This window comes from Myceligenerans xiligouense (genome assembly GCF_003814695.1).
GTDB lineage: Bacteria > Actinomycetota > Actinomycetes > Actinomycetales > Cellulomonadaceae > Myceligenerans > Myceligenerans xiligouense.
On sequence record NZ_RKQZ01000001.1, the window covers coordinates 2,843,746 to 2,870,187 of the forward strand.

Annotated in this window: 21 protein-coding genes and 1 pseudogene; 14 read left to right on the forward strand and 8 right to left on the reverse strand. The window is 71.8% G+C overall.

The genetic code is table 11. The features are described from left to right. Nucleotides 1-70 precede the first annotated feature (70 nt). Nucleotides 71-1,618, forward strand: a complete 1,548-nt coding sequence (locus EDD34_RS12355; protein WP_123814839.1) for an ATP-dependent DNA ligase — start codon at nt 71-73, stop codon at nt 1,616-1,618. A gap of 4 nt (nt 1,619-1,622) precedes the next feature. Here EDD34_RS12355 and EDD34_RS12360 read toward each other — a convergent pair whose 3' ends face one another. From EDD34_RS12360 to EDD34_RS12385, 6 genes are read right to left on the reverse strand one after another with little or no spacing between them, the layout of a single operon-like run. Beyond that, entirely contained in the window at nt 1,623-2,408 is a 786-nt protein-coding gene (locus EDD34_RS12360; RefSeq protein ID WP_123814840.1) for an HpcH/HpaI aldolase family protein, read from the reverse strand. After that, nucleotides 2,393-3,178 carry a fumarylacetoacetate hydrolase family protein gene (locus EDD34_RS12365; protein ID WP_123816506.1) on the reverse strand — a complete coding sequence of 262 codons (786 nt, stop codon included), beginning with the start codon at nt 3,176-3,178 and terminating at the stop codon, nt 2,393-2,395. Before EDD34_RS12365 ends, EDD34_RS12360 begins: the two co-directional genes overlap by 16 nt. 14 nt (nt 3,179-3,192) lie before the next feature. Then, complete coding sequence (gene hpaD, locus EDD34_RS12370) at nt 3,193-4,290, reverse strand: 3,4-dihydroxyphenylacetate 2,3-dioxygenase (RefSeq protein ID WP_123814841.1); 1,098 nt, start codon at nt 4,288-4,290, stop codon at nt 3,193-3,195. Nucleotides 4,291-4,292: 2 nt separating this feature from the next. Then, complete coding sequence (hpaE, locus tag EDD34_RS12375) at nt 4,293-5,801, reverse strand: 5-carboxymethyl-2-hydroxymuconate semialdehyde dehydrogenase (protein WP_123814842.1); 1,509 nt, start codon at nt 5,799-5,801, stop codon at nt 4,293-4,295. Next, nucleotides 5,798-6,529 carry a GntR family transcriptional regulator gene (locus EDD34_RS12380; protein WP_123814843.1) on the reverse strand — a complete coding sequence of 244 codons (732 nt, stop codon included), beginning with the start codon at nt 6,527-6,529 and terminating at the stop codon, nt 5,798-5,800. The genes hpaE and EDD34_RS12380 overlap by 4 nt, the downstream gene beginning before the upstream one ends. Continuing rightward, nucleotides 6,526-8,064 (reverse strand): fumarylacetoacetate hydrolase family protein, encoded by a 1,539-nt coding sequence (locus EDD34_RS12385; RefSeq protein ID WP_123814844.1) that lies wholly within the window; start codon nt 8,062-8,064, stop codon nt 6,526-6,528. Before EDD34_RS12385 ends, EDD34_RS12380 begins: the two co-directional genes overlap by 4 nt. A 114-nt stretch (nt 8,065-8,178) precedes the next feature. Between EDD34_RS12385 and EDD34_RS12390 the strand changes: the two genes are divergently transcribed. The 13 genes and pseudogenes from EDD34_RS12390 to EDD34_RS12445 all read left to right on the forward strand — a co-directional run bounded on the left by EDD34_RS12390 (nt 8,179) and on the right by EDD34_RS12445 (nt 24,430). Continuing rightward, nucleotides 8,179-10,092 carry an FAD-binding monooxygenase gene (locus tag EDD34_RS12390; protein WP_123814845.1) on the forward strand — a complete coding sequence of 638 codons (1,914 nt, stop codon included), beginning with the start codon at nt 8,179-8,181 and terminating at the stop codon, nt 10,090-10,092. Then, nucleotides 10,089-11,552, forward strand: a complete 1,464-nt coding sequence (locus EDD34_RS12395; protein WP_123814846.1) for an NAD-dependent succinate-semialdehyde dehydrogenase — start codon at nt 10,089-10,091, stop codon at nt 11,550-11,552. The genes EDD34_RS12390 and EDD34_RS12395 overlap by 4 nt, the downstream gene beginning before the upstream one ends. 108 nt (nt 11,553-11,660) lie before the next feature. After that, complete coding sequence (locus EDD34_RS12400) at nt 11,661-12,593, forward strand: AraC-like ligand-binding domain-containing protein (RefSeq protein ID WP_123814847.1); 933 nt, start codon at nt 11,661-11,663, stop codon at nt 12,591-12,593. A gap of 99 nt (nt 12,594-12,692) precedes the next feature. Beyond that, complete coding sequence (locus tag EDD34_RS12405; protein ID WP_123814848.1) at nt 12,693-14,711, forward strand: primary-amine oxidase; 2,019 nt, start codon at nt 12,693-12,695, stop codon at nt 14,709-14,711. 211 nt (nt 14,712-14,922) lie between these two features. Further along, nucleotides 14,923-16,401, forward strand: a complete 1,479-nt coding sequence (locus EDD34_RS12410; RefSeq protein WP_123814849.1) for an APC family permease — start codon at nt 14,923-14,925, stop codon at nt 16,399-16,401. A gap of 38 nt (nt 16,402-16,439) precedes the next feature. Next, nucleotides 16,440-16,511 (forward strand): annotated as a pseudogene (locus EDD34_RS21605) (MoaF C-terminal domain-containing protein); the annotation flags it as partial. A gap of 165 nt (nt 16,512-16,676) precedes the next feature. Beyond that, complete coding sequence (locus EDD34_RS12415; protein ID WP_170177160.1) at nt 16,677-18,086, forward strand: aldehyde dehydrogenase family protein; 1,410 nt, start codon at nt 16,677-16,679, stop codon at nt 18,084-18,086. 81 nt (nt 18,087-18,167) lie between these two features. Next, a complete protein-coding gene (locus EDD34_RS12420; protein WP_123814851.1) occupies nt 18,168-19,475 on the forward strand; it encodes an ABC transporter substrate-binding protein in 1,308 nt (435 codons plus the stop codon). A 12-nt stretch (nt 19,476-19,487) separates the two neighbouring features. Further along, nucleotides 19,488-20,360, forward strand: a complete 873-nt coding sequence (locus EDD34_RS12425) for a branched-chain amino acid ABC transporter permease (protein ID WP_123814852.1) — start codon at nt 19,488-19,490, stop codon at nt 20,358-20,360. Continuing rightward, on the forward strand, nt 20,357-21,385 hold the full coding sequence (locus EDD34_RS12430) for a branched-chain amino acid ABC transporter permease (protein ID WP_123814853.1): 1,029 nt from the start codon (nt 20,357-20,359) through the stop codon (nt 21,383-21,385). Before EDD34_RS12425 ends, EDD34_RS12430 begins: the two co-directional genes overlap by 4 nt. After that, a complete protein-coding gene (locus EDD34_RS12435; RefSeq protein WP_123814854.1) occupies nt 21,382-22,098 on the forward strand; it encodes an ABC transporter ATP-binding protein in 717 nt (238 codons plus the stop codon). The genes EDD34_RS12430 and EDD34_RS12435 overlap by 4 nt, the downstream gene beginning before the upstream one ends. Continuing rightward, on the forward strand, nt 22,095-22,811 hold the full coding sequence (locus EDD34_RS12440) for an ABC transporter ATP-binding protein (protein ID WP_170177065.1): 717 nt from the start codon (nt 22,095-22,097) through the stop codon (nt 22,809-22,811). Before EDD34_RS12435 ends, EDD34_RS12440 begins: the two co-directional genes overlap by 4 nt. Before the next feature lie 80 nt (nt 22,812-22,891). After that, complete coding sequence (locus EDD34_RS12445; protein WP_211341692.1) at nt 22,892-24,430, forward strand: GMC family oxidoreductase; 1,539 nt, start codon at nt 22,892-22,894, stop codon at nt 24,428-24,430. 48 nt (nt 24,431-24,478) lie between these two features. On the opposite strand, the gene EDD34_RS12450 is transcribed toward EDD34_RS12445, so the two are convergent. Both EDD34_RS12450 and EDD34_RS12455 read right to left on the reverse strand, forming a co-directional pair. Further along, nucleotides 24,479-25,891, reverse strand: a complete 1,413-nt coding sequence (locus EDD34_RS12450) for a hypothetical protein (protein ID WP_123814857.1) — start codon at nt 25,889-25,891, stop codon at nt 24,479-24,481. A 94-nt stretch (nt 25,892-25,985) separates the two neighbouring features. Continuing rightward, nucleotides 25,986-26,360, reverse strand: a complete 375-nt coding sequence (locus tag EDD34_RS12455; protein ID WP_123814858.1) for an SHOCT domain-containing protein — start codon at nt 26,358-26,360, stop codon at nt 25,986-25,988. Nucleotides 26,361-26,442 lie beyond the last annotated feature (82 nt).

The window sequence follows — 26,442 nt, forward strand, 5'->3', positions numbered from 1 at the left end:
GGCGCTCCGCGCTTGGCACACTTTTCCCGTCGTCAGAGCAGTCCGCCGCCAGGGGCGAGACCATGGACGCATGTTGCTCGCCGAGGTCGTCGACACGTCCGAAGCAGTCGCCGCCACACGCTCGCGCCTCGCCAAGCGCGCGGCCATCGCCGGCTGCCTGCGCCGCGGCGCCGCCGGCGCCGACGAGCTGGAGATCGCCGTCGCCTACCTCGCCGGTGCGCCACGGCAACGCCGCACCGGCCTGGGCTGGGCCGCCCTGCGCGACCTCCCGCCGCCCGCCACGTCCGCGACGCTCACGCTGCACGACGTCGACGCCGCACTCGCCGCGCTGTCCAGGATCGCCGGGACAGGATCCGAGGCCGCTCGCGCCGCCGCGACGTCGGCCCTGTTCGGTGCCGCGACCGAGCGCGAGCAGCAGTTCCTGCGCGCCCTGATCCTCGGCGAGCTGCGGCAAGGCGCGCTCGACTCGGTGGTCGTGGACGCCGTCGCCGAGGCTGCGGACGTCCCCGCCGACGCCGTCCGCCGCGCCGTCATGCTGCGTGGCGCCACCGGGCCGGTCGCGAGCGCCGCGCTCCTCTCCCCCGACCCGCTCGCGACCCTCGCCGGCTTCTCCCTGGAGGTGGGCCGACCGGTGCGGCCCATGCTCGCCCAGTCGGCGCCCGACGTCGGCGCCGCGCTCGACAAGCTGCCCGGGGACGGCGCCTGTGTGGACGTCAAGCTCGACGGAATCCGCATCCAGGTGCACCGGGCCGACGACGACGTCCGCGTGTTCACCAGGTCCCTGGACGACATCACGCGCCGCGTGCCGGAGATCGTCGCCGCTGTGCGGGCACTCCCGGAAGTGCGACTCGTCCTGGACGGCGAGGCGATGGTGCTGGGGCCCGACGGCGCCCCACGGCCGTTCCAGGAGACCGCGTCGCGGTCCGCGACCGAACTCGACGCCGTCACCCTCACCCCGTTCTTCTTCGACGTGCTCCACGCGGGCGGCCGCGACCTGATCGACGCCCCGCTGCGCGAGCGGCTCGCCGTGCTCGACCGGGTCGCAGGCCCGCACACGGTCCGCCGCCTGATGCGGCCCGGCAGAGCGGCCGATGCCGAGACCGCCACGCTCTTCACGGAGTTCTTCGACGAAGCGATCCGCGAGGGCCAGGAGGGCGTCGTCGTGAAGTCGCTCGACTCCCCCTATGCGGCGGGCCGGCGCGGCGCGGGCTGGATCAAGGTGAAGCCGCGCAAGACCCTCGATCTGGTGGTCCTCGCCGTCGAATGGGGCTCAGGGCGACGACAGGGCAAGCTCTCCAACATCCACCTGGGCGCCCGCCGGCCCGGCCCGGACGGCGACGACTTCGTGATGCTGGGCAAGACCTTCAAGGGAATGACGGACAAGATGCTCGAGTGGCAGACGGAACGGTTCCTCGAGCTCGAGACCTCCCGCGAGGGGCACGTGGTGCACGTCTGCCCGGAGCAGGTCGTGGAGATCGCCTTCGACGGCCTCCAGCGCTCCACCCGCTACCCCGGCGGCCTCGCCCTCCGCTTCGCCCGCGTGCTCCGCTACCGCGACGACAAGACCGCCGCCGAGGCCGACACGATCGACGCGGTGCGCTCGCTCGCGTCGGCCTGACCATCTATTTCTCGTCGATCCACGTGTCCGCGAGCGCCTCCGACCCGCGGGCGAGCAGCGTGACGTCGGCTCCGACGAGGACGAAGGACGCCCCCGCGTCGAGATAGGCGCGGGCCATGGACGGGTCGAAGGCGTTGACCCCGACGGGCTTGCCGGCCGCGCGCACGGCCTCGAACGTGCTGCGCACCGCCGCGATCACGTCCGGGTGCGTCTGCTGTCCCAGCAGGTCCATGGAGGCGGCGAGGTCGGACGGGCCGACGAACACGCCGTCGATGCCGTCGACCGCCGCGATGGCGGCCGCGTTCCCGACGGCGGTCGCGGACTCGATCTGCACGAACAGCGAGACGTGGCGGTCGGCGTCGGCCATGTAGTTCTCGACGCGGTTCCAGCGGGCGCCGCGGGACAGCGCGGCGCCCACCCCGCGCACGCCGCGCGGCGGGTAGCGCACGGCCCGCACGACGGCGCGGGCCTGCTCCGCCGTGTCGACCATGGGTACCAGCACGTTCTGCGCGCCCAGGTCGAGCAGCTGCTTGAGCACGACGGCATCGCCCGACGGCACGCGCACGAGCGAGGTGACCGGGTACGGGGCCACCGCCCGGAGCAGCGCCGCGGTGGTCTCCAGGCCGATCGGCGAGTGCTCGCCGTCGATCAGGAGCCAGTCGAGGCCGGCGCCCGCGCAGATCTCCGCGACGAGCGGGCTGCCGGTGCACACCCACATGCCGATCTGCGGCCGGCCGGCCGAGGCGATGCGGTCGCGGAACGTGGGCGGGAGGGTCAGATGAATCGGCATGTGATGGTTCCCATCGGTCCGTAGTCGGCCAGCACCTCGTCGCCCCGCGAGACCCACAGGGGCCGCGTGAACGAGCCGGCCAGGATGATCTCGCCGGCCTCCAGCCGGGCGCCGTGGTGGTGGAACTTGTTGGCGAGCCACGCCACGCCGCGCGCCGGATGATCCAGGACGCCCGCGGCGACGCCGGTCTCCTCGATCTCGCCGTTGCGGTACAGGAGCCCGGGCACCCAGCGCAGGTCGACCTCGTCCGGCCGCCTGCGGGTCGCACCCAGGACCATGGCGCCGTAGGCGGCGTTGTCACTGATCGTGTCCACGATCGTGCGGCCTTCGAGCTCGATGTGGGAGTTGAGCACCTCGAGCGCCGGCACCACGTGGTCGGTCGCCGCGAGGGCGTCCTCGAGCGTGCAGCCGGGACCCTCCAGGGGTCTGGCCAGCACGAACGCGAGCTCGACCTCGATGCGCACGTTCGAGAACCGGTCCACCGGGATCTCCGCGCCGCTCGAGTGGACCGTGTCGTCGAACATCACGCCGTAGTCGGGTTCGTCGATGCCCGTGGCCTGCTGCATCGCCCTGGACGTGAGGCCGATCTTGCGGCCCACGAGACGCCGCCCGGCCGCGAGCATCCGGTCCCGCCACACCCCCTGGATCGCGTACGAGTCCTCGATCGTCGCGTCCGGGTGGCGCGCGGTGATCCGCGGGATCACGGCGTTCGTGCGGTCGGCGTCGGCGAGCTCCTCGGCGAGGGCCGCGACGACGTCATCGCCGAGCATCCGGGAGCTCGGGCTCACAGCTGGTGCCCCAGCTTGTACTCGCCCTGCTTCCACGACGGCAGCGCGTCGGCGTCGTCCTCCGGGCGGGTGTAGGAGAACCCGTCCGCGCCGATCGTCACCTCCATCTCCGAGGTGTCCGTGCGGGCGACGACCGGTTGCGGGTTGCCGTCCAGGTCCAGGACGAGCGACGCCTCCGTGTACCAGGACGGCACCACGGGATTGCCCCACCAGTCGCGGCGCTGGTTGTCGTGCACGTCCCACGTCACCACGGGGTTGTCGGGGTCGCCCGTCCAGTAGTCCTGCGTGTAGATCTCCACCCGGTGCCCGTCGGGGTCGCGCAGGTACAGGTAGAACGCGTTGGACACGCCGTGCCGGCCCGGGCCCCGCTCGATGCGGTCGCTCAGGCGCAGGGCGCCGAGCTTGTCGCAGATCGCGATGATGTTGTGCTTCTCGTGGGTGGCGAACGCGACGTGGTGCATGCGCGGGCCATCGCCACCCGTCATCGCCGTGTCGTGCACGGTCGGCTTGCGGCGCATCCACGCGGCGTACGTCGTGCCCTCGCCGTCCTGGATGTCCTCCGTGACGCGGAAGCCGAGGTCCTCCATGAACTTCACGGCGCGCGGCACGTCGGGGGTGACCTGGTTGAAGTGGTCCAGGCGCACCAGGGCGCCAGGGGTGTGCAGGTCGTACCGCCAGGCCAGACGCTCGACGTGGTCGACGTCGTAGAAGAACTCGTAGGGGAATCCCAGCGGATCGGTCACCCGTACCGAGTCGCCGATGCCCTGGGTGAAGCCCTCCGCGCGGCGCTCCACCCGACAGCCCAGCTCGGTGTAGAACGCCACGGCCCGGTCGAGCTCCTCAGGGCTGCGCACCCGGTAGGAGAAGGCGGCGACGGCGGCCACCGGGCCCTTGCGCAGCACGAGGTTGTGATGGATGAACTCCTCCAGGCTGCGCAGGTAGACGGTGTCCTCGTCCTCCTCGGTGACCACGAGGCCCAGCACGTCGGCGTAGAAGTTCCGGGAGGCGGTCAGGTCGGTGACCACCAGCTCCATGTACGCGCACCGCAGGATGTCCGGCGGCGGCGCGAGTGGTGTCGGGATGGGGTCGGTCATCTTCAGGCTCCCTTGCCGAAAGTCGGGTTGTGCACCTCGCCGAGCGTGATGTGCACGGCTTGCTGGTCGGTGTAGAAGTCGATCGAGCGGTAGCCGCCCTCGTGCCCGAGGCCGGAGGCCTTGACCCCGCCGAACGGGGTGCGCAGGTCGCGCACGTTGTTCGAGTTGAGCCAGACCATCCCCGCCTCGACGCTCTGCGCGAAGTTGTGCGCGCGCTTGAGATCGTTCGTCCACACGTAGGCGGCCAGCCCGTACCTGACCCCGTTGGCCAGGGCCAGGGCCTCCTCCTCGGTGTCGAACGGCGTGATCGCCACGACCGGGCCGAAGATCTCCTCCTGGAAGATCCGGGCGGACGGCGGGACGTCCGCGAAGACGGTCGGCGCGACGTAGTTGCCGGCCTCGAAGCCCTCCGGGCGCCCGCCGCCGGCCACCAGCCGGCCCTCGGACCTGCCGATCTCGATGTAGGAGACGACCTTCTCGTAGTGCTCGGGGTGCACCAGCGCGCCGACCTCGGTCCTCGGGTCCTGCGGGTCGCCGACCACGACGCGCTCGGCCCGCTCGGCGTACCGCTCGACGAACTCGTCGTAGACCGAACGCTCGACCAGGATGCGGCTGCCGGCGGTGCAGCGCTCGCCGTTGAGCGAGAAGACGCCGAAGATCGTGGCGTCGATCGCGGCCTCCAGGTCGGCGTCCGCGAAGACGACGGCCGGGGACTTGCCGCCCAGCTCCATCGACAGGCCCTTGAGGTACGGGGCGGCGTTGGCGAAGATGAGCTGCCCGGTGCTGCTCTCCCCCGTGAACGAGATCAGCGGCACGTCCGGGTGCTTGACCAAGGCATCCCCTGCGTCCTCCCCCAGGCCGTTGACGAGGTTGAACACGCCGTCGGGCAGCCCCGCCTCCTCGAAGATGCCGGCCCACAGCGACGCCGACAGCGGCGTGAACTCCGCGGGCTTGAGCACCACGGTGTTGCCGGTCGCCAGCGCCGGGCCGAGCTTCCAGGACTCGAGCATGAACGGCGTGTTCCACGGCGTGATGAGGCCTGCCACGCCGATCGGCTTGCGGTTCACGTAGTTGATCTGGCGTCCGGGCACCTTGAAGGTGTCGTCCGACTGCGCCACGACGAGGTCGGCGAAGAACCGGAAGTTCTCCGCGGCCCGGCGCGCCTGCCCCAGCGCCTGCGTGATCGGCAGACCGGAGTCGAAGCTCTCCAGCTCGGCGAGCCGCGCGTCACGGGACTCGACGATGTCCGCGATCCGGTGCAGGACCCGCGAGCGCTCGCGCGGCAGCATCCTGGGCCAGGGTCCGTTCACGAACGCCTCGCGCGCGGCGGCGACGGCAAGAGCGACGTCGGCCGCCTTGCCCGCCGCCGCCCGGACGTAGACCTCGTTGGTCACGGGTTCGAGCACGTCGAACGTGTCGCCGTCGACCGAGTCGACGAGCTTGCCGCCGATGTAGTGCTGGATACGGTCGGGCAGCCCGGCGGGCAGGTGGCGGGTCGTCTGGTCGGTCATCGTGTCTCCGTGTGTCGAGGTGGGTGGGGCACGGCGCCGGCGGCACGAGCGTCCAGGAAGGCCTGCATGGTCGCCCACCGGTGGTTGCGCGCGGCGATCTCGATCTCGAGCCGGTCGGCGCCGCGGGCGATCAGGTCGAGGATGTGGGCGTGCTCGGCCACCGAGTCGCGGGCCCGGCCCGGCACGAACGCGAACGTGGAGTCGCGCAGCCCGGAGAGCTGGGCCCAGCCGCGGTGGACCATGTCGAGCAGCAGCTGGTTGGGGCACGACTCGAACAGCACCGAGTGGAACTGCCGGTTCAGGGCGGTGAACGCGTGCGGGTCGAAGTGGTCCAGCAGCGAGCGCAGATGCTCGTTCACCTCCGTCGCCCGCTCGAGATCCGCGGCGGAGACACGGGGCGCCGAGAGCCCGGTCGCCGCGCCCTCGACCACGCCGAGTGCCTGCATGGCGTCGACGTATCCCTGCTCGTCGACCATCGCGACCCGCGCGCCCACGTTGCGCTCGTACGTCACCAGGCCTTCGGCCTCCAGCCGCCGGATCGCCTCGCGCACGGGCACGACGCTCATCGCGAGCTCGTCGGCGATGCTCCGCAGCACGAGGCGGTAGCCCGGGCTGAGCTCGTGGAGCGCTATGCGGTCGCGCAGGTAGTCGTACGCGAGCTGGGACTTGCTGAGCGCGCCGGCGAAGGCGGCCTCCACGGCCGGCGTCGTCACGTCCTCGGTGGTCATCGTGGTTCCCTCGGCGACTGAGCCTTCGACGACTGGGCCTTCGACGACTCGTAGCGCGCCCGCCACTCGGCGTTCGGCGGGAACAGCCCGTCGACCGGGTGGCCCGCGGCGACCTGCTCGGCCACCCACGCGTCCTGCTCCTCCTGGGCGAGGGTCGCGTCGGCGACCTCCTCGACAAGGTGCGGCGGGATGACGACGACGCCGTCCGCGTCGCCCACGACGACGTCTCCGGGCAGCACGGTCGCGCCGCCGCAGGCGACGGCCACGTCGGTGTCCCACGGCACGTGCCGGCGGCCGAGCACCGCGGGATGGGGGCCCTTCGAGAAGACCGCCAGCCCGGTGGCGACCACGGCGTCGAAGTCCCGCACGCCGCCGTCGGTGACGACGCCCGCCGCCCCGCGCACCGTCGCGCGCAGCGCGAGGACGTCACCCAGGGTGGCCGAGCCCGTCTCACCGCGCGCCTCGATGACGATGACCTCGCCCGCGCCGACGGCGTCGAACATGCGCTTCTGTGCGTTGTACCCGCCGCCGTGCGCCGCGAACAGGTCCTCGCGGTGGGGCACGAAGCGCAGCGTCCGCGCGCGGCCCACCAGCGTCGCGCCCGGTGTGCCGGGCCGCACGCCCTCGATGATCACGTTGTCCAGGCCGCGCCTGCGGAGCTGGGCCGAGAGGCCGGCGACCGGTGCGCGGCGCAGCTTGTCGGCGAGCTCGTCGGTGAGTACGAACGGCGCCGGCTCCGGTGCGAGGCCCGCGGCCGCACGGCTGCCCCACGCCTCGGCCCGCTGCGTGTCGTCGATCCTCGGCCCCGCGCCGACGTCGCCGAACGGAACGTCGCCCTGCACCACCGTGGTCACCAGGCGGCCCGACGTCGGCGCACCGGGCGCCGTCGGGGCGTCCACCTCGACCTCGACGACGTCGCCCGGCACCACCACGCTCGACCCGGCGGGTGTTCCCGTCAGGATGACGTCGCCGGTCTCGAGCGTCAGGTGCTGGGACAGGTCGGCCACGATCTGCGCGAACGGGAACAGCAGTGCGTCGTCGCCGGTGGTGTCCTCCTGCACCAGCTCACCGTTGACCCAGGTGCGGACGCGCAGCCCGGCGGGATCGATGGCGCGGGCGTCGAGGAGCGCCGGGCCGACCGGCGTGTAGCCGTCGCGGCCCTTGGAGCGCACGTTCGAGCCCTTGTCGGCCCAGCGGAGGTCGTAGACGCCCAGGTCGTTCGCCGCGGTCACCGCCGCGACGTGCTGCCAGGCCTTCTCGACCGGCACGTTGCGGGCCGGCGCACCGATGACGAGGGCGACCTCGCCCTCGAAGGCGAGCAGCTCGGTGCCGGCCGGCCGCTCGACCACACCGCCCGTGGCGGCGAGCGAGCTGGTCGGCTTGAGGAAGTACGACGGCGCCGCGGGTCGCCGTCCGCGCTGGCCGGCGCGTGAGGCGTACGCGAGGTGCACCGCGACGATCTTCCCCGGCCGCTCCGCGAGCGGCCCCGCCGCGGAAGACGCCCGTTCCGGCGGCACGTGCGATTCGGTACTCATGATCTCGCTTTCCCTCTGGCATTTCGTATCTCAGATCGTATATGGTTCTGGGTAGCACGGCAAGGTCGGCCAAGGCCTGAGCGGCCGCCGCACCACGAGCAGAACGGAAGAACGATGCAGTTCCACCACCACGGCTACGTGACCGGCGACCCCCGCGTGCAGCCGGCCGCGGGCTACGGCCTCGAACGGCCCGCAGAGCTGCCGGACGAGGTCGACGTGCTCATCGTCGGCAGCGGCCCCGCGGGCATGATCGCCGCCGCGCAGCTCGCGCAGTTCCCGGAGATCCGCACTCATGTCGTCGAGCGACGACCGGGCCGCCTCGAGATGGGTCAGGCCGACGGCATCCAGGCCAGGAGCGTCGAGACGTTCCAGGCGTTCGGGTTCGCCGAGCGCATCATCGCCGAGGCCTACCGGATCACCGAGATGGCGTTCTGGAAGCCCGACCCGGAGCACCCGGAGCACATCGTCCGCGGTGCCGTCCCACCGGACGACCCCGACGGGATCAGCGAGTTCCCGCACCTGATCGTCAACCAGGCGCGGGTACTCGACTACTTCGCCGAGGTCGCGGCGCAGGCGCCGGCCCGGGTGACGCCGGACTACGGCCTGGAGGTCGTGGGGCTGACCGTGACTCCGGCCGGGCACCCCGTCACCGTGACGCTGCGGCACACGGCCGGGCCTCGGGAGGGTGCCGAGCGGACGGTGCGCGCGGGTTACGTCATCGGGGCCGACGGGGCGCACAGCGCCGTCCGGCGGGCGATCGGCCGCAAGCCCGTCGGCGACCGGGCCAACCACGCCTGGGGCGTGATGGACGTGCTCGCCGTGACGGACTTCCCGGACGTGCGCACCAAGTGCGCCATCCAGTCGCACGACGGCGGGTCCATCCTGCTCATCCCCCGCGAGGGCGGGTACCTGGCGCGGTGGTACGTCGACCTCGGCGAGGTGCCGCCGGGCGGGAGCGCACGCATCCGTGCGACGAGCCTGGACGAGGTGATCGCCCGCGCGAACCGGATCCTCCGCCCCTACAGGCTCGACGTGAAGGACGTGCCCTGGCACAGCGTGTACGAGGTGGGCCACCGGGTCACCGACGGCTTCGACGACGTTCCCCAGGAGCTCACCGGCACCCGCACGCCGCGGGTGTTCCTCACCGGCGACGCCTGCCACACGCACAGCGCGAAGGCCGGGCAGGGCATGAACGTGTCGATGCAGGACGGCTGGAACATCGCGTGGAAGCTCGCGCACGTGCTCACGGGCCGGGCACCGGAATCCCTGCTGGCCACCTACTCGGCCGAGCGGCAGGTCGTCGCCCAGGACCTCATCGACTTCGACCGGGAGTGGTCGCGCCTCATGGCCACTCCCCCCGAGGACCTGCCCGACCCGACGTACCTCGAGGACTTCTACGTCAAGACCGCCGAGTTCCCGTGCGGGTTCATGACCCGGTACCAGCCGTCCATGATCGTGTCCGAGCCGGCCCATCAGGAGCTCGCCACCGGATTCCCCGTCGGCAAGCGGTTCAAGTCGGCCCCGGTGGAGCGGGTGGCCGAGGGCAATCCGGCCCACCTGGGGCACCACGCCCGCGCCGACGGACGGTGGCGGATCTACGCGTTCGCCGACACCGCGGCACCGGGCGAGCCCTCGGCGCTGCGGGACTGGGCCGAGTGGCTCGGCACCGCACCCGGCTCACCGCTGCTGCGGCACACCCCGGAGGGGACCGACCCGGACTCCGTGCTCGATGTCAAGGTCGTCTACCAGCAGGACCACTTCGGCGTGGAGTTCGCCGACGTGCCCGACGTCTTCAAGCCCCGGGTCGGCCCGTTCGGGCTGGTCGACCACGAAAAGGTGTACGCGACCGACCCGGCACAGGACATCTTCGAGCTGCGCGGGATCAGCCGGGGCGGCGCCGTCGTCGTGGTGCGACCCGACCAGTACGTGGCCGCCGTGCTCCCCCTGAGCGCGACGGACGAGCTCCGAGAGTTCTTCGCAGGGGCGCTGCTCCCGCAGGACACCACGATCACCCAGGAGAAGGCATGACCAGCACCCGCGAGTCCGACCTGCTCACCGCCGTCCCCGACGGGCTCCTGATCGGCGGCCGGTGGCGGCCCGCCGCGGCGGCGGCCACGCTCGACGTCAACGACCCGGCGACCGGCAGGACCCTCAGGACCATCGCCGACGCCGGCGCGGACGACGGCACGGCCGCGCTCGACGCCGCGGTCGCCGCGGCGGCCGAGTGGGCCGCGACGCCCGCCCGCACCCGCGGGGAGATCCTGCGCCGCGCGTTCGACCTCCTGCAGGACCGCAGAGAGGACTTCGCCCTCCTCATGACCCTCGAGATGGGCAAGCCGCTCGCGGAGGCGCGGGGCGAGGTGACGTACGGCGGGGAGTTCCTGCGCTGGTTCTCCGAGGAGGCGGTGCGCATCACCGGCCGCTACGGGCCGAACCCCGAGGGAACCGGGCGCATGATCGTCACCCAGCACCCCGTCGGGCCCTGCTTCCTCATCACCCCGTGGAACTTCCCCCTCGCCATGGCCACGCGCAAGATCGCACCGGCGCTGGCGGCGGGGTGCACCGTGGTCGTCAAGCCCGCGGCGCTCACGCCCCTGACGACCCTGTACCTCGCGAAGCTGCTGCAGGACGCCGGTCTGCCCGACGGCGTGGTCAACGTGATCACCACCTCCTCCTCGTCGGCCGTCTCCGGCCCGATCATCGCCGACCCGCGGCTGCGCAAACTGTCCTTCACCGGGTCGACGCCCGTGGGCCGCAGCCTGCTGGAGCAGGCGGCGGCGGGAGTGCTGCGCACGTCGATGGAGCTGGGCGGCAACGCCCCCTTCGTGGTCTTCGAGGACGCCGACCTCGACAGGGCCGTCGAGGGCGCCCTCGCGGCGAAGTTCCGCAACATCGGGCAGGCGTGCACGGCCGCCAACCGGTTCATCGTGCACCGTTCCGTCGCCGGCGAGTTCGCCCGGCGCGTCACCGCGGCCGTCGACGGCTTCGTCGTCGGACGCGGCACCGAGCCGGATGTGACCATCGGCCCCCTCGTGGACGACAAGGCCGTCACGAAGGCCGAGGCGCTCGTCGAGGACGCGGTCGCCCGGGGAGCCACGCTCGCCACCGGCGGCTCGCGCGTCGACGGTCCCGGCAGCTTCTTCGAGCCCACCGTGCTGACCGGGGTCGTCCCCGGCAGCGACATCCTGCGGGAGGAGATCTTCGGCCCCGTGCTCGCGATCGCCGCGTTCGACACCGAGGACCAGGCGGTCGCCCTCGCCAACGACACCGAGTACGGGCTCGTCTCGTACGTGTACACGGAGAACCTCGCGCGCGGCCAGCGCATGATCGACCGGCTGGAGACCGGGATGATGGGGCTCAACGTCGGAGTCGTGTCCAACGCCGCGGCGCCGTTCGGCGGGTGGAAGCTGTCCGGACTCGGCCGCGAGGGCGGAGCCGAGGGGATCCACGAGTACCTCCAGACCAAGTACACGCTGACCCCGGCCTGATGGCGGCAGGCCGGTCAGCAGCACGCTTGTACGGCTCCCGCCGGAACACTAGCCTTGAGCGCACAGGCGCCGAGGATGACGTCACTGCGCACGAAAAGGGAGACGCCGATGACCGGCAGGCTCACCACTCATGTCACGCCGAGCTTCGAGGCATACCGGGCCGTGGTCGCGGGCGTGTTCCTGCCGCTCGACCTGTCGAGCAGCGCGCCGGAATCCTTCCGCGGGGTGGTACGCGCGGTGACGGTCGACGACGTGCACGTCAGCGACCTGCACGGCGGCAGGCACGTCGTCGAGCGGACGCCCCGGCATGCCGCACACGACGACCTCGCCTCGTTCAAGCTCAGCCTCATGGTCGCCGGCACCAGTCTGCTGGTACAGGACGGGCGGGAAGCCCTGCTCCGCCCGGGCGACCTGGCCGTGTACGACACGCGGCGTCCGTACACGCTCGAGTTCGACCAGGAGTTCCGCTCCCTGGTGGTGATGTTCCCCCAGAGCCGCATCGAGCTTCCCGCCGGGATGGTCCGGCAGCTCACCGCGGTCCGGCTGGGCGGGGACACGGGCGTGGGTGCGATAGTGGCCCCGTTCCTCGGCCACCTGTGCGACCACATGGAGCAGCTGGAACGGGCACCGGGAACCCAGCTGAGCCACAGCGCGCTGGACCTCGTCTCGACGATGTTCGCCACCGAGCTCGGGCACTCGCTCCGCCGCGACCCCCACGAGGAACTGCTCGAGCACATCCGCGCGTACATCGAGGAGCGCCTCGGCTCCACCGACCTCACGCCCGCATCGATCGCCGCGGCGCACTTCATCTCGACCCGGCACCTGCACGCTCTGTTCCACGACACCGGCACGACCGTCGCGGCATGGATCCGGCAACGCCGGCTCGAACGCTGCCGGCGCGACCTCATCACGCCTCGGCTCGCCGACGCCCCCGTCTCCGTGCTCGCCGCCCGATGGGGATTCGTCGACGCCGCCCACTTCAGCCGGGCGTTCAAGGCGGAGTTCGGCATGCCACCGCGGGAGTACCGGGCGGCACACTGACCTGTTCTCCCTGGGTCAAACCCCGAGCGCCCACGGTCATGGCCGACGAGGTACGGCGTCCGGATACTGGGCAGATCGCCCACCGACCGAGGAACGCCCATGACATACCTCCCGGACATCACGCACACGCACGGCGCCCGGGTGACCGCGCCCACGAGCACCGTCCATCCGCTCGATCCGCTGACGGGTGACGAGATCACCGCGGCGCGCGAGGTGCTCGCCGCCGAGGGCCTGCTCGGCCCGTCGGTGCGCGTTCCCCAGCTGCTCCCGGTCGAGCCCGCGAAGGAGGAGGTCGCCGCCTGGCGGCCCGGCGCACCGCTCGACCGCCGGGTCTCGGTCACGCTGCTGGACCGCGACACCGGCCGCGCGAGCGAGGCGGTGGTGTCGGTGACGCACCGGCGCGTCGAGGAGCACGTGGCGCTCGAGAACGACCGTGCTCCGTACGGGCAACCGCAGTACCTGTTCGAGGAGTACGACGCCGCGGCCGAGATCACCAAGGCCACGCCCGGGTGGCGGGAGGCGATGCGCCGCCGTGGCCTGGAGGAATACATCGAGGACGCGTTCTGCGCGCCGCTCGCTCCCGGGTTCTTCGGGCGCGCGGACGAGACGGGGCGCCGGGTGATCCGGTCGCTCACCTTCCTGCGCACCCACCCCGAGGACAGCCCGTGGGCGCACCCCGTCGAGGGCCTGATCGTGCACGTCGATCTCACCGCGGGCCGCGCGATCCGGGTCGAGGACGACGGCGACGTGCCCGTGCCGATGGCGTCGGGCGACTACTCGCTCGCCGCGCAAGGGCCCCCGCGCGAGACGCTCAAGCCCATCGAGATCACCCAGCCGGAGGGCCCGAGCTTCTCCGTCGAGGGCTCCGAGGTGCGCTGGGAGAACTGGCGCTTCCGGGTCGGGTTCAACGCCCGCGAGGGGCTGGTGCTCAACACCGTGACGTTCCGCGACGGCACCGGCGAGGACGCCGAGGAGCGTCCGGTGCTCCATCGCGGGAGCGTCCCCGAGATGGTGGTGCCCTACGGCGACACGACGAGCACGCGCTTCTGGATCAGCTACTTCGACGCTGGCGAGTACCTGCTCGGCAAGAACGCCAACTCGCTCGCTCTGGGCTGCGACTGCCTCGGGGTCATCCACTACTTCGACGCGCACGTCGCCGACGACCACGGCAACCCGGTGCGGATCCCCCAGGCCGTGTGCCTGCACGAGGAGGACTACGGCATCCTCTGGAAGCACACCGACCTGGCCGGGAACGCGGAGGTGCGTCGCAGCCGGCGCCTCGTCATCAGCTATTTCGCCACCATCGGGAACTACGACTACGGGTTCTTCTGGTACCTGTACCTGGACGGCACGATCCAGGTCGAGGCCAAGGCGACCGGCATCGTGTTCGCGGGCGCCGGCATCCCCGGCAGCGAGAACCCGCATGCCCCGGAGATCGCGCCCGGCGTCTTCGCGCCGGTCCACCAGCACCTGTTCTGCGCCCGCCTCGACATGGCCGTCGACGGCGAGGACAACACCCTCCACGAGGTGGACGTCGTCGGGGTCCCCACGGGTGCGGACAACCCGCACGGCAACGCGTTCACGTGGCGCAGCCGGCAGCTGACCCGCGAGTCGGAGGCGGCCCGCCTCGCCGACCCGGCGGCCGGGCGGGTGTGGGAGATCGCCAGCGCGCACCGCCGCAACCATGTCGGCAAGCCCACCGCATACCACCTGGTACCGCAGGGCGGACCGGTGCTGATGGCGCAGCCGGACTCGACGGTGCACGGCCGGGCGACGTTCGCGACCAGGCATCTGTGGGCCACGGCGTTCGACGCCGGCGAGCGGTTCCCCGCCGGCCCGTACCCGAACGCGCACGCCGGCGGTGCGGGCCTGCCCGCCTGGACGAGCGCGGACCGCGACCTCGACGGGACCGACCTCGTGCTGTGGCACGTCTTCGGGCCCACCCACGTCCCGCGGCCCGAGGACTGGCCGGTCATGCCCGTCGACTACTCCGGCTTCGCCCTCAAGCCGTACGGCTTCCTGGACCGCAACCCGGCGCTGGACCTGCCCGACGGCGCCACGGGCCACGGGAACGGCGGATGCTGCGGCGGCGGGAACGCCTGCGGCTGCGACCACTGAACCGCCACCTCGACAGCAAGGTGAGCACCTCCATGACCGAGGCTGTTGCGGACCAGCGTGCTCGAACGCGTTGGTGGGCACGTCGACGACCCGCTCCGGCCACGGTCTGCGCGCGCACAACAATGCTGTGCGCTGTCCGGCAAGCCCGCCCCGGACGCGGTGCGCAGAATCCGAGGTGTCCTAGTCTTTCCTCCCAGGCAAAGGAGCAGACGTGAGCACCGTCGCTCAGTCCCCCGTAGAGTCCACCGCCCTCCGGCGCAACGCCCTCGGCGTGGCCGGCATCGTGTTCCTGGTGCTCGCCGCGGTCGCACCGCTGACGGGCATCGTCGTCGTCGCGTCGCTCGCGATCGCGCTCGGCAACGGAGGCGGGACGCCGATGTCGTTCTTCCTCGTCGCGGCGATCCTGCTGCTCTTCGCCGTCGGCTACGCCCAGATGTCCAAACAGCTCGTGAGCGCCGGCGGCTTCTACGCGTTCGTCGTCAAGGGGCTCGGCCGCACCGGCGGGCTGGTCGCCGGGTTCATCGCGACGCTCGGCTACAACTTCTTCGTCGTCGGCACGATCGGCACCAGCGGCTTCTTCATGCAGGTGATCATCGCCGACCTCACCGGCTTCGACCTGCACTGGTACCTCTGGGGCCTGGCGTCGATCGTCGTCTGTTTCGTGCTGGCCCGCGCCGGCGTCGACTTCAGCTCGAAGGTCCTCGGCGTCGCTCTGGTGCTCGAGGTGCTGATCCTCGTCGTGTTCGACATCTCGGTGCTCGTGCAGACCGGGTACGACGTCAGCGCGTTCAGCCCGGAGTCGGTGCTGTCCGGGTCGCTGCCGATCGGCCTGCTGCTGGCCGCCACCGGCTTCCTCGGGTTCGAGGCCACCGCGCTGTTCGGCGAGGAGGCACGTGACCCGTTGCGAACGGTTCCTCGCGCCACCTACACCGCGATCGCCTCGATCGGCGTGATCCTGGGCGTCACGACGTGGGCCGTGGTGAGCGCGACCGGCGTCGCACAGGCGCAGCAGACCGCGCTCGACCACCTGGAGTCCGGCGACCTGGTCTTCGCGCTCGCGCAGGCCTACCTCGGCGGGCCGCTCACGACCGTGATGATCGTCCTGCTGCTGGTCAGCCTCTTCGCGGCCATGCTCGCGTTCCACAACTCCGCCACGCGCTACCTCTACTCCCTCGGCCGTGCCCGGGTACTCCCCCAGTCGCTCGCCCGCACCCGGCCCGGCGGAGCACCGCAGGTCGCCGGCCTCGTGCAGGCCGGGTTCGCGGCCGTCGTCGCCGCCCTGTTCGCCGTCGCCGGCGCCGATCCGATCGGCACGCTCGTGCCCGCCATGCTGGGATTCGGGACGCTCAGCGTGCTCGTGCTGCAGGGACTGGCCGCGCTCTCGATCGTCGTGCACTTCCGCAGGAGCCGGGACCCACGGGCGTGGAGCACGCTCGTCGCGCCGGGCATCGGGTTCCTCGGGCTGCTCACCATCGTCGTGATGGCCGTGGCGAACTTCGACATCGTCGCGGGCTCCGACGCCCTGGTCATCCGGCTCATGCCGCTGCTGCTCGTGCTCGCCCTCGTCGGCGGGATCGGCTACGGCGCCTACCTGCGGAAGAACCGGCCGGAGACCTACCGCGACCTGGCCGACGACCTCGAACGGTTCAACGTGCACGCCGCTCCCGCGGTACCGCCGACGGGCACCTGACACGCGCCGGCGGCGCCGGCTCCGCCGAGCCGCCCGCCCTGACACGTGACCTCATCGGTCGACGCACGCTGTCCCGCCACAGCCCGAACCACCTGTACGAGCACAACTACCTCAGCTCGCGGTGCGTCGGACGACTCAGCGCACCCAGGATCCGGTCTGATCCACCCGGCGCATGGCATGCACGGGCTGCACGCTCTCGTGCGCTCACGGTCAATACGAAGGACCCCGGCGCCGCCGAGAATCGTCACGAACGCGCGTCACGTCAAGGAGGACTGATGTATACCTACGACACACTCCTGGCCGAGGTCACCACCGCTGGTGGCCCGGCCCGGGAGGTCACCGACCCCGCGACGGGTGCCCGGATCGGGTCCGTCCCGGTCAGCACCGTGGCCGACCTCGATGGCGCGGTGACCCGGGCCGTCGAGGCACAACCCGAGTGGTCGGCGCTCTCGGACGAGGACCGCCGACAGACACTCCTCGCACTCGCCGACGCCGTCGACGCGTCGGCCGAGGCCCTGGCCCTGGTCCTGTCCCACGAGCAGGGAAAGCCGCTCAACGGGCCCAACGCGCGGTTCGAGGTCGGCGCGTGCGCGAGCTGGCTGCGCGCCACCGCCGCCATGGATCTGCCGACCGAGACCGTCCTGGACGACGAGTCCGGGCACGCGGTGCTCCACTACCGCCCGGTGGGCACCGTCGGGGCGATCACGCCGTGGAACTGGCCGATGATGATCGCGATCTGGCAGATCGCCCCGTCACTGCGCATGGGCAACACGGTCGTCGCCAAGCCGTCGGAGTACACGACCCTCTCGGGCCTGGCCCTCGCCGCGGTCCTCAACGAGGTCCTTCCCGCCGGGGTGCTCGAGGTCGTCACGGGTGCCGGCGACATCGGCGACGCCCTGGTGCGCCGGCCGGAGATCGGCAAGGTCATGTTCACCGGATCCACGGCGACGGGCTCGAAGATCATCTCGGCGTCGGCGGACAACATCACCCGTCTCACGCTCGAGCTCGGCGGCAACGACGCGGGGATCGTGCTGCCCGACGTCGACCCGGCCGCGATCGCTCAGGACCTGTTCTGGGGTGCGTTCATCAATACCGGCCAGACCTGTGCCGCGCTGAAGCGCCTGTACGTGCACGACGACGTCTACGACGCCGTCGTCCAGGCCCTTGCCGAGGTCACCGCGAAGATGCCGATGGGTGTGGGCACCGACGAGGCCAATGTGCTCGGCCCGCTGCAGAACGAGATGCAGTTCGACGTCGTCGACTCTCTCGTGGAGGAGGCCAAGGCGCGGGGCGCCCGGGTCGTGCTCGGCGGCGACCCGGACCGGGACGCCATCGGGTACTTCTACCCCACCACGCTCGTCGCCGACATCGACGACGATGCGGCGCTGGTCCAGAGGGAGCAGTTCGGACCGGCCCTGCCGATCGTCCGGTTCAGCGACGTCGACGAGGCGGTCGCCGCGGCGAACGGCATCGACGCCGGCCTGGGCGCGTCCGTGTGGTCGGCGGACCGGGACGCGGCGATCGCCGTCGCGGGCCGCCTGCAGGCAGGAACCGTCTGGATCAACAGCCACGGTGGGGTGCACCCGTACGTGCCGTTCGGCGGGGCCAAGCAGTCGGGCTACGGACTCGAGTTCGGTGCGGAAGGCCTGAAGTCCGTCGCCGTCCCACAAGTGATCAGCGGCTGAGCACCCGGTGTGACCTCGGCCTCTCCGGCCACCGGCAGGGCCGTGCATCCATACCTGCCCCAAGTACGAAGGAGTACTGCAATGAATCGCATCCTCAGGGCGACGGCGGCCCTCGGCGTCGGAGCACTGGTCGTCACGTTGACGGCCTGTGTGCCGGAAGGCGAGCCCGGAACCATCCAGGGCGCACCGTCGGCGTCCGCGGACGACCTCGAGTGCGGCCTCGGCACCGGCGAGAGGGCCACCGGCGAGCCCATCAAGGTGGCCGCGGTCGCCACCACGTCGGGCGGCGTCGACTTCTCGTCGTCGCCGAACTCGGCGAAGGCCTACTTCGACTGCGTCAACGACAACGGCGGCATCAACGGCCGGCCGATCGAGTACGAGTTCGGCGACGATGCCCTGGACCCGACCAAGACCGCGCAGCTGGCCGCCGGCTACGCCTCCGACGAGTCCGTCGTCGCGTTGGTCGGCGACGCGACCTTCGTCGGCTGCGACGTCGCCAACGTCGAGTACCAGAAGGCGGGTCTGTACTCGATCACCGGCGTCGGCGTGCCGCAGGCCTGCTTCGAGTCCTCGAACATCGCGCCGGTCAACGCCGGCCCACGAACCTCGGCGCTGGCCGTGCTGCAGTACTTCGAGCGGCAGGGTCAGGCCGACACGTTCTTCGCCATCGGCCTCAACACCCGGGGCAACGGCGACTGGGCCGCCGACGGCATCGAGAAGTACACCGCGGAGGCGGGCATCGACCTGGTCGGCAACGTCCTGTCGGACCCGACGGAGAGCAACTACCTGCCGCTGGTCAGCCAGATCGAGCAGGCCGGTCCCGCGAGCCTCGTCATCGTCGACCCGGCGCCCATCACGGCGTCGATCCTCGCGGCCGCCGAGCAGCAGGACGCCAAGGGCGACATCCGGTGGGCCTGCACGGCCTCCTGCTACGACGCCCAGTTCGGCGAGCAGATCGGCGACTACTGGGAGGGCTTCGTCTCCAACTCCGAGCTCGCGCTCGTGACCTCCGACAGCAAGGACGCCAACCAGTGGCGCGCCGTCATGGACGAGTACGCGGACGCCGACGCGCCGCGCGACACGTTCAGCCAGGCCGGCTTCCTCGCCGCGAAGATCTTCGTCGACACGCTGCTGCCGCTCGACGCCGAGACCCTGGACCGCGAGACCGTCTCGGAAGCCGTGCTGGGCATCCGGGGCTACGAGTCCGACCTGCTCTGCGCCCCCTGGTACTACGGCGAGGCCGACGAGCACCACGCCAACCACGCGACGCGGATGGCCGGGATCGAGGCCGGCACCTACGTCGAGCTCGAGGGCTGCCAGGACGTCGCCGACCCCGACATGGCCGACATCCTGGAGCGGGAGCAGTCCGACGGACTGCTCACCAAGTAGGGCGGCCGCACCGTGAACCTGCTTCCCTTCGTCGTCGCCGGGCTCGTCATCGGTTCGGTCTACGCCCTGTCCGGGGTCGGCGTCCTCGTGCTGTACCGCACGACGGGCGTGCTGAACTTCGCGCACGGCGCCGTAGGCGGTGTGGCCGCCATGATCGTGTGGCAGACGGTCGAGCTGCGGATGCAGCCCTCGGTCGCGATCGCCCTGGGCATCGCGGCCGGGGCGGCCATCGCCTTCGTCTTCGGGCTGGTCGCAGGGCCATACCTGGCCCGGGTCGACCAGCTCCGCAAGGCGATGGCGACGCTCGGGCTCGCCCTCGCCCTGCTCGGCCTGATGCTGTTCCTCTGGAACGACAAGGCCCGGACGATCCGGCTGGAGTCGAGCCGCATCTCGTTCGACGTCGCCGGGGCGCGGGTCAACGTCACCCAGCTCGTCTGCCTCGGCCTCGCGCTGCTCGTCGTCGTCGGCACGCTGCTCGCGCTGCGCCACACGTCGATGGGAACGTCGATGCGGGCGCTCGCGAGCGACCGCGAACTCGCGTCGGTCGTCGGTACCGACGTGCGGCTCGTGGAGAACACGGCCTGGGCGATCTCGGGTGCGGTCGCCGGCGTCTCCGGCATCCTGCTCGCCGACCAGACTCGGCTCGAGCCCGCCTTCCTCACCTTTCTCATCATCCCGGAGCTCGCTGCCGTCGTCATCGGTCGTTTCGTCTCGCTCTGGCTCACCCTCGTCGGCGGCCTCGCCGTCGGCGTCGGTCAGTCGCTCGTCTCCGCCTGGCCGACGGTCGGCGCCTTCAGCACCGCCGTGCCGTTCGTCGTCGCGACGATCGTCATCCTCGCCGCCGCGCGGCGGCGGGTCGTCACGATAGGGGTGGTCCGCACATGAGTCAGGTCTTCCTCGCCCGGGCCGACGTCCGCGGCGCGCTCCTCGGCCTCGCGGCCGGGCTCGTCATCGCGCTGGGCCTGCCGTCCCTGCCCGGCGTTGGCGCGGGGCTCTCGCTCCGGACGCTCACGGTGTGCGCCATCTACACGCTCGCCGCCGCCGGCGTCGGTGTGCTCTACGGCCGGCTGGGCCTCGTGTCGATCATGCAGATCGGCCTGGTCGCCGTCGGCGGCTGGGCCGCACTGCGGATCTACCACGCCACGCACCTGCCGTTCGAGGTGGTCATGATCCTCGCGGCCGTGGTCACCGCGGTCGTCGGCGTGCTCGTGGGGCTGCCTGCCCTGCGCCTGTCGGGCCTGAGCCTGGCGATCGTCACCCTCATGGTCGCCGGCGCGCTGGAGGTGCTCGTCACCTACGCCGGGTTCCCCAACGGCGGCGACGGGTTCCTCGGCCGGGTGTCGGGCGGGACACTCGCGGTCATCATGCCGCGGCCCGCGCTGGGGCAGTCGGACGACGACTTCTTCCGCTACGTCGCAGTGGCCGTGGTCGTCGTCCTGGCGCTGCTGCGGTGGCTGCTCATGGCGCGGCCGGGCCGTACGTGGGCCGCGATCCGGCAGGGCGAGGCGGGCGCCGTGTCCCTGGGCGTCAACACCGTCGCCCACCGCCTGTTCGCCCTCGCGGTGACCAGCGCGGCCACCGGCGTCGCGGGCGCGCTGCTCGCCGCCAGCTCGGGGATCCTCGACCCCGCGTCGTTCAAGGCGCAGCAGTCTGTCCTGCTCTTCGCCACCGTGCTCATCGGCGGGACGTTCTCGCTCCTGGGGGCCGTGCTCGGCGGCTTGCTCTTCTACGGCCTGCCACAGCTGCTCAGCACGATCGGCCTCGACGGCAACCTCGTGTTCGTCGTCCTCGGCCTCGGGCTGGTGCAGGCGATCACGACTTCCCAGGCGGGTATCGCCGGTCAGCTGGGTGGGCTGTGGCGGCGGCTGCGACAACCACGGCGGCCACGTCGACGGGAGGTGGCGGCATGAGCCGGCTCACCCTGTCCGGGATCACCGTCCGGTACGGCGGCGTGACGCCGCTGGACGACGTCTCGCTGGCGTTCGAGTCCGGCGTCTGCGGGGTCATCGGCCCGAACGGCGCCGGCAAGACGACGACGTTCAACGTGTTGTCCGGCTTCGCGCTCCCGGTCACCGGTTCGGTCGACCTCGACGGCGACGACCTGCTGGCGGTCCCGGCGCACCGCCGGGCGCGCTGGGGCCTGCGCCGCTCGTTCCAGCAGGAGCAGGTGGTCCGCACGCTCACCGCGCGCGAGAACGTGCTGCTCGCCGCGGAACACAGCGGCTCCCCCGCCGCCGACGTCGACCGCGCGCTCGACCACGTGGGGCTCACCCGGGCGCACCGGCTGGGCGCGGAGCTGACGATGTTCGAACGGCGGCTGGTCGACATCGCGTCCTGCGTCGTCGGCTCGCCGCGGCTCGTGCTGCTCGACGAGCCCGCCGCCGGCCTCGACCCGGCCGAGTCCGAGCGGCTGCTCGGGCTGATCACGCGCATCCCGCAGGAGGTGGGCGCACTGGTGCTGCTCGTGGACCACGACATGGACCTGGTGCGTGCGGCGTGCGGCACGGTGGCGGTGCTCGACTTCGGCCGCCGTATCGCGGCCGGCCCGACGCTCGAGGTGCTCGGCTCCCCCGAGGTGCGCAAGGCGTACCTCGGCATCGACGAGGAGGTGGTGCCGGCGTGACCGCGCTGGAGATCCGCGACCTGCACGTCCGCCGCGGCGGGATCGAGGTCGTGCACGGCATCGACCTCACCGTCGCCGCGGGCGAGATCACGGCGCTGCTCGGCACGAACGGCGCCGGCAAGTCGTCGACGGTGCTGGCGGTCGCCGGGATCGCCCGGGACACCAGCGGCTCGATCACGACCGACGGCGCAGGCGTACGCGGCCTCGCCCCGAACCGGGTACGCCGCGCCGGCATCGCGACGATGCAGGAGGGGCACCGCGTCTTCGGCGACATCTCGGTCGCCGACAACCTCGCGATCGCCGCGCTGCTGCTGCCGCGTCACGAACGCGCCGAGGCCGTTGCGGAGATGCTCGACCTGTTCCCCGAGATGCACGGCTTCGCCGACCGCCCGGCGGGCTCGCTGTCCGGGGGCCAGCAGCAGATGCTCGCCCTCGCCACCGCGCTCGCCGCCCGGCCGAAGGTCCTGGTGATCGACGAGATGTCGCTCGGGCTCGCGCCGCTGGTCGTCGCGCGGCTGGTGCCGGCGCTGCGCGCGGTCGCCGAGCGGGGTGTCGGCGTGCTGCTCATCGAGCAGTTCACCAGCGTCGCCCTGGAGCTCGCCACCAGCGTCACGGTGCTGGCCCAGGGCCTGGTCACCCTGCGCGCCCCGGCCGCGGAGCTGCGGGACCACCCCGAACGCCTCAGCGCGGCGTACCGCCTCACCGAGCAATGACCGCGCCGATCAACGACCTCACCGAACAAGGACCACCGAGCAGTGACATGGACGGCGCACACGCCGCCGTCCGGAAGGAGATGACAGCCATGGCCGATTACGACGTCGTCGTCGTGGGAGCAGGAACCGCCGGGAGCGTCGTCGCGCGCCGTCTGGCGGACGCCGGCCGCAAGGTCGCGGTCCTCGAGGCGGGCGGGTCCAACCGCGACGACATGATCCAGGACGTGGGCCGGCTGGCCCAGCTCTGGCACGGCGAGCGCGACTGGGGCTATCACACGGTGCCGCAGCCCCACGCCGCCGGGCGACGGATCCACCTGCCCCGCGGGCGCGTGCTCGGCGGGTCCCACTCCCTGAACGCCGCGATCTGGGTGCGCTGCGCCCCCGAGGACTTCGACGGCTGGGCGGCCGACGGCTGCCCGGGGTGGTCCTGGGCGGACGTCGAGCCGGTGTACCGGCGCATCGAGCGGTGGCACGGTGCCGCCGACGCGCGCCGGGGCACCGACGGGCCGTTGCCGGTAGCGCCCAACGAGCCCCTTCACCCCGTGCAGCAGGCGATCATCGACGCTGCCGTGCAGGCGGGCCTCCCCCACAATCCGGACTACAACGTGGACGAGCTCGACGGGGTCTCGGTCCAGCAGGTCACCGTCGCCGACGGCGACCGGGTCACCACGTGGGACGCCTACGCGCAACCCGCCGTCGACGAGGGCCGCCTCACGGTGCTCACCGGCGTCGTGGTGCACCGGGTGTTGATCGAGGACGGCCGCACGACGGGTGTGGAGCTGGCGGACGGCCGCATCCTCACCGCCGACGAGGTGGTCCTCTCGGCGGGTGCCGAGGGCAGCGCCGAGACACTGCTGCGCAGCGGCATCGGCCCCGCGGAGCACCTCACCGCCCTCGGCATCGAGGTCGTCGCCGACCTACCCGTCGGCGAGAACCTGCACGACCACTACCTGGTCCCGGTCATCTTCTCGACCGGCCGCGAGGTGGACCCACCGGCCCCGCACCGCAGCGTGACCCAGACGCACTGGTTCTGGCGCTCCGACCCGTCGCTGCCGGTGCCGGACACGCAGCCGATCAACTTCTCCGTGCCGATGCTGGAGCCGGACATGGAGCCGATCCCGTGGGGCTTCTCGCTCATGGCCGGAATCGTGTCCACGCGATCGCGCGGCACGGTGCGCCTGGCGAGCGCCGACCCGGCCGACGGCATCCTCATCGATCCGCACGTCCTGGAGGACGAACGCGACGTCTCCTCGATGCTCGCCTCCGTCAGGCAGTGCCTGGAGGTCGGGGCGCAGGAAGCGCTCGCCGCGGACTGGAAGGCGCAGCCGCACTACCCGTCCGGCGACCTGAGCGACGAAGCGCTCGTGGAGTACATCCGGCAGCGCGTGATCACCTATCACCACCAGGTGGGCACGTGCCGTATGGGATCGGACGACCGCTCCGTCGTCGACCCCGCACTGCGCGTGCGCGGGGTCGAGGGGCTCATGGTGGCGGACGCATCCGTCATGCCGACGATCACCACGGGGAACACCAATGCGCCGTCCGCCATGATCGGCGAGAAGGCGGCGGAGTTCCTCCTCACCCGATCAGCCAGGACAGAACAGGCATCGGCTGTCTGAGGTACGGCTCTGCTCGCCGAGTCGGTGAACCGCACGCCCGGTAGCCCATCACTCCGGCGGATCAGGCGCTGATGTTCGGCGGGGCGGCCACGATGTCTCCTTCGCGGGTGGTTCTCCTGCGCCGGCGGGCGGTCGGGCCAGGAGCTCGATCAGCGCGATCACCAGCCCGGCACCGACCGCGACGCCGACGACCAGGCCGGGCGTCGGTTCGGGCGCGAGCAGCAGGGCCAGCGCCGCGAGGGCGATGACCGCGACGCGGGCGACGCCCCGGTACCGGCCGAGCCAGGCGCCGGCCGGGCCCGTCGTCACCCCGCGGCCCTCGGCCCAGGCGCGGACGTTTCCGAAGCCTGTGCCCAGCCCGGTCCGCAGGCTGCGCGCCGACGAGCTGGACCCTCCCAGGTAGGCGGCGAGCGCGACGACGAGGGCGAGCACCCCGACGGTGCGGAGCGTCGCGCGCAGGAACGTGACCACCTGGTCGAACATCGCCTCGGCGGCGTCAAGCCGCAGCACCTGGCCGCTGAGCGCGTCGAGGTACAGGCCGCGGGTGATCGCGAGCCCCACGGCCAGGACGAGCATCGCGGCGGCGAGGGCGAGCGCCGCACCCACCAGTGCGCGCAGAGGGTGAGCCGCGACGAGGACCCCGGCGGCCAGCAGACCCAGGGCGATCCAGGGAAGCCAGGTCCCCAGAGTCACGACCTGGGCGTACCGGTTGCGGATCTCGACGATCTGCGTCGTGTCCATGACGACGAACGACGCGTCGATCGTGGGCAGGTTGGCCACCAGCCCGAACCCGCGTTCCGCCAGGCGCTCCTCGAGCAGGTCGATCATCCCGGCGAGCTGGATCGTGAGCTGCCCTTCTTCGCCCACCTGGACGACGTCGCCGCCGGTCCCTCGCATCGCCTCGACGAACTGCTCGTGCGCGGCCCGGTTGGCCTGGTCCCACGCGGACTCGAACTGCTCGCTCGCCACGAGCTCGTCGGCCGCCCGGCTGACGAACGACTCCACCCCGCTCGTCAGCGGTGCTTCCAGCGCGCCGAGGGCCTCCGTCGCACGCGGTGGGACGTCCCGCGCGTCGAGCCCTTCCACGACGCCGTCGACCACCACGCCGACGTCGATCCGCGACATCAGCGCCTCGGTCAGCCGTCCCGACACGGCGGACCGCACGGTCGGGTCGTCCGCCAGCGGAGCGACCGTGGCGACATAGCGGTCGGTGTCCGTCAGGGTGCGCTCGGCCCAGGCCGCCACGACGGCGACCGGAGCCAGCAGGGCGCCCAGGACGACGAGGACGACGGCAGCCGCGGTCCGCGAGCGGTGGCCCGCCCGGCGCCTGGCGACGTCGGTCCCGGGCAGCTCCTCGTCGAGGCGCCGCCGGAGGCGGGCGTTCTCCCGCTCCAGTTCGTCGAGGCGGGTGACGACGTCGAGCGGTACGGCACCCCGCTCGTCTCCGGCCGACTCGTTCATACCGTTCCCTGTCTCTCGGTGCCGTCCCGGTGGCGAGGCTCCCCTGAAAGGGCGATCCGGTGAGCGTGCCGGCCGGATCGCGGAGAGCGTCCGGTCAGGCCAGTGCCTTGGCCTTGAGCCGCTCGAACTCGTCGGTCGTGATGGTGCCGGCGTCCAGGAGTGACCTCGCGCTCGCGATCTGATCGCCCGGCGAGACCGTGGCGACCTCGCGGATGTAGTTCTCGGTATCGCGACGCGCCTCGTTCATGGCCTCACCCTGGCGGCGTCCCATGCCCGAGCCGCGCGCGATGAGGTAGACCAGCGCCGTGAGCACCGGCAAGAAGATGAGGAAGATGATCCACAGCGCCTTCCACCACCCCGAGAGGTCCTTGTCCCGGAAGATGTCGGCGACGATATGGAACAGCACCATGAGGTATGCGACGAAGAAGAACGCGTAGATCATCAGCCAGAAGAAATCCCAGAACTCCATGATCAGCCTACTTTCTCTGGTTCTCCATGAATCCCGGCCCTGGGCTCATTGATCGTACGAACCGGTATTTCGAAAGTACTCC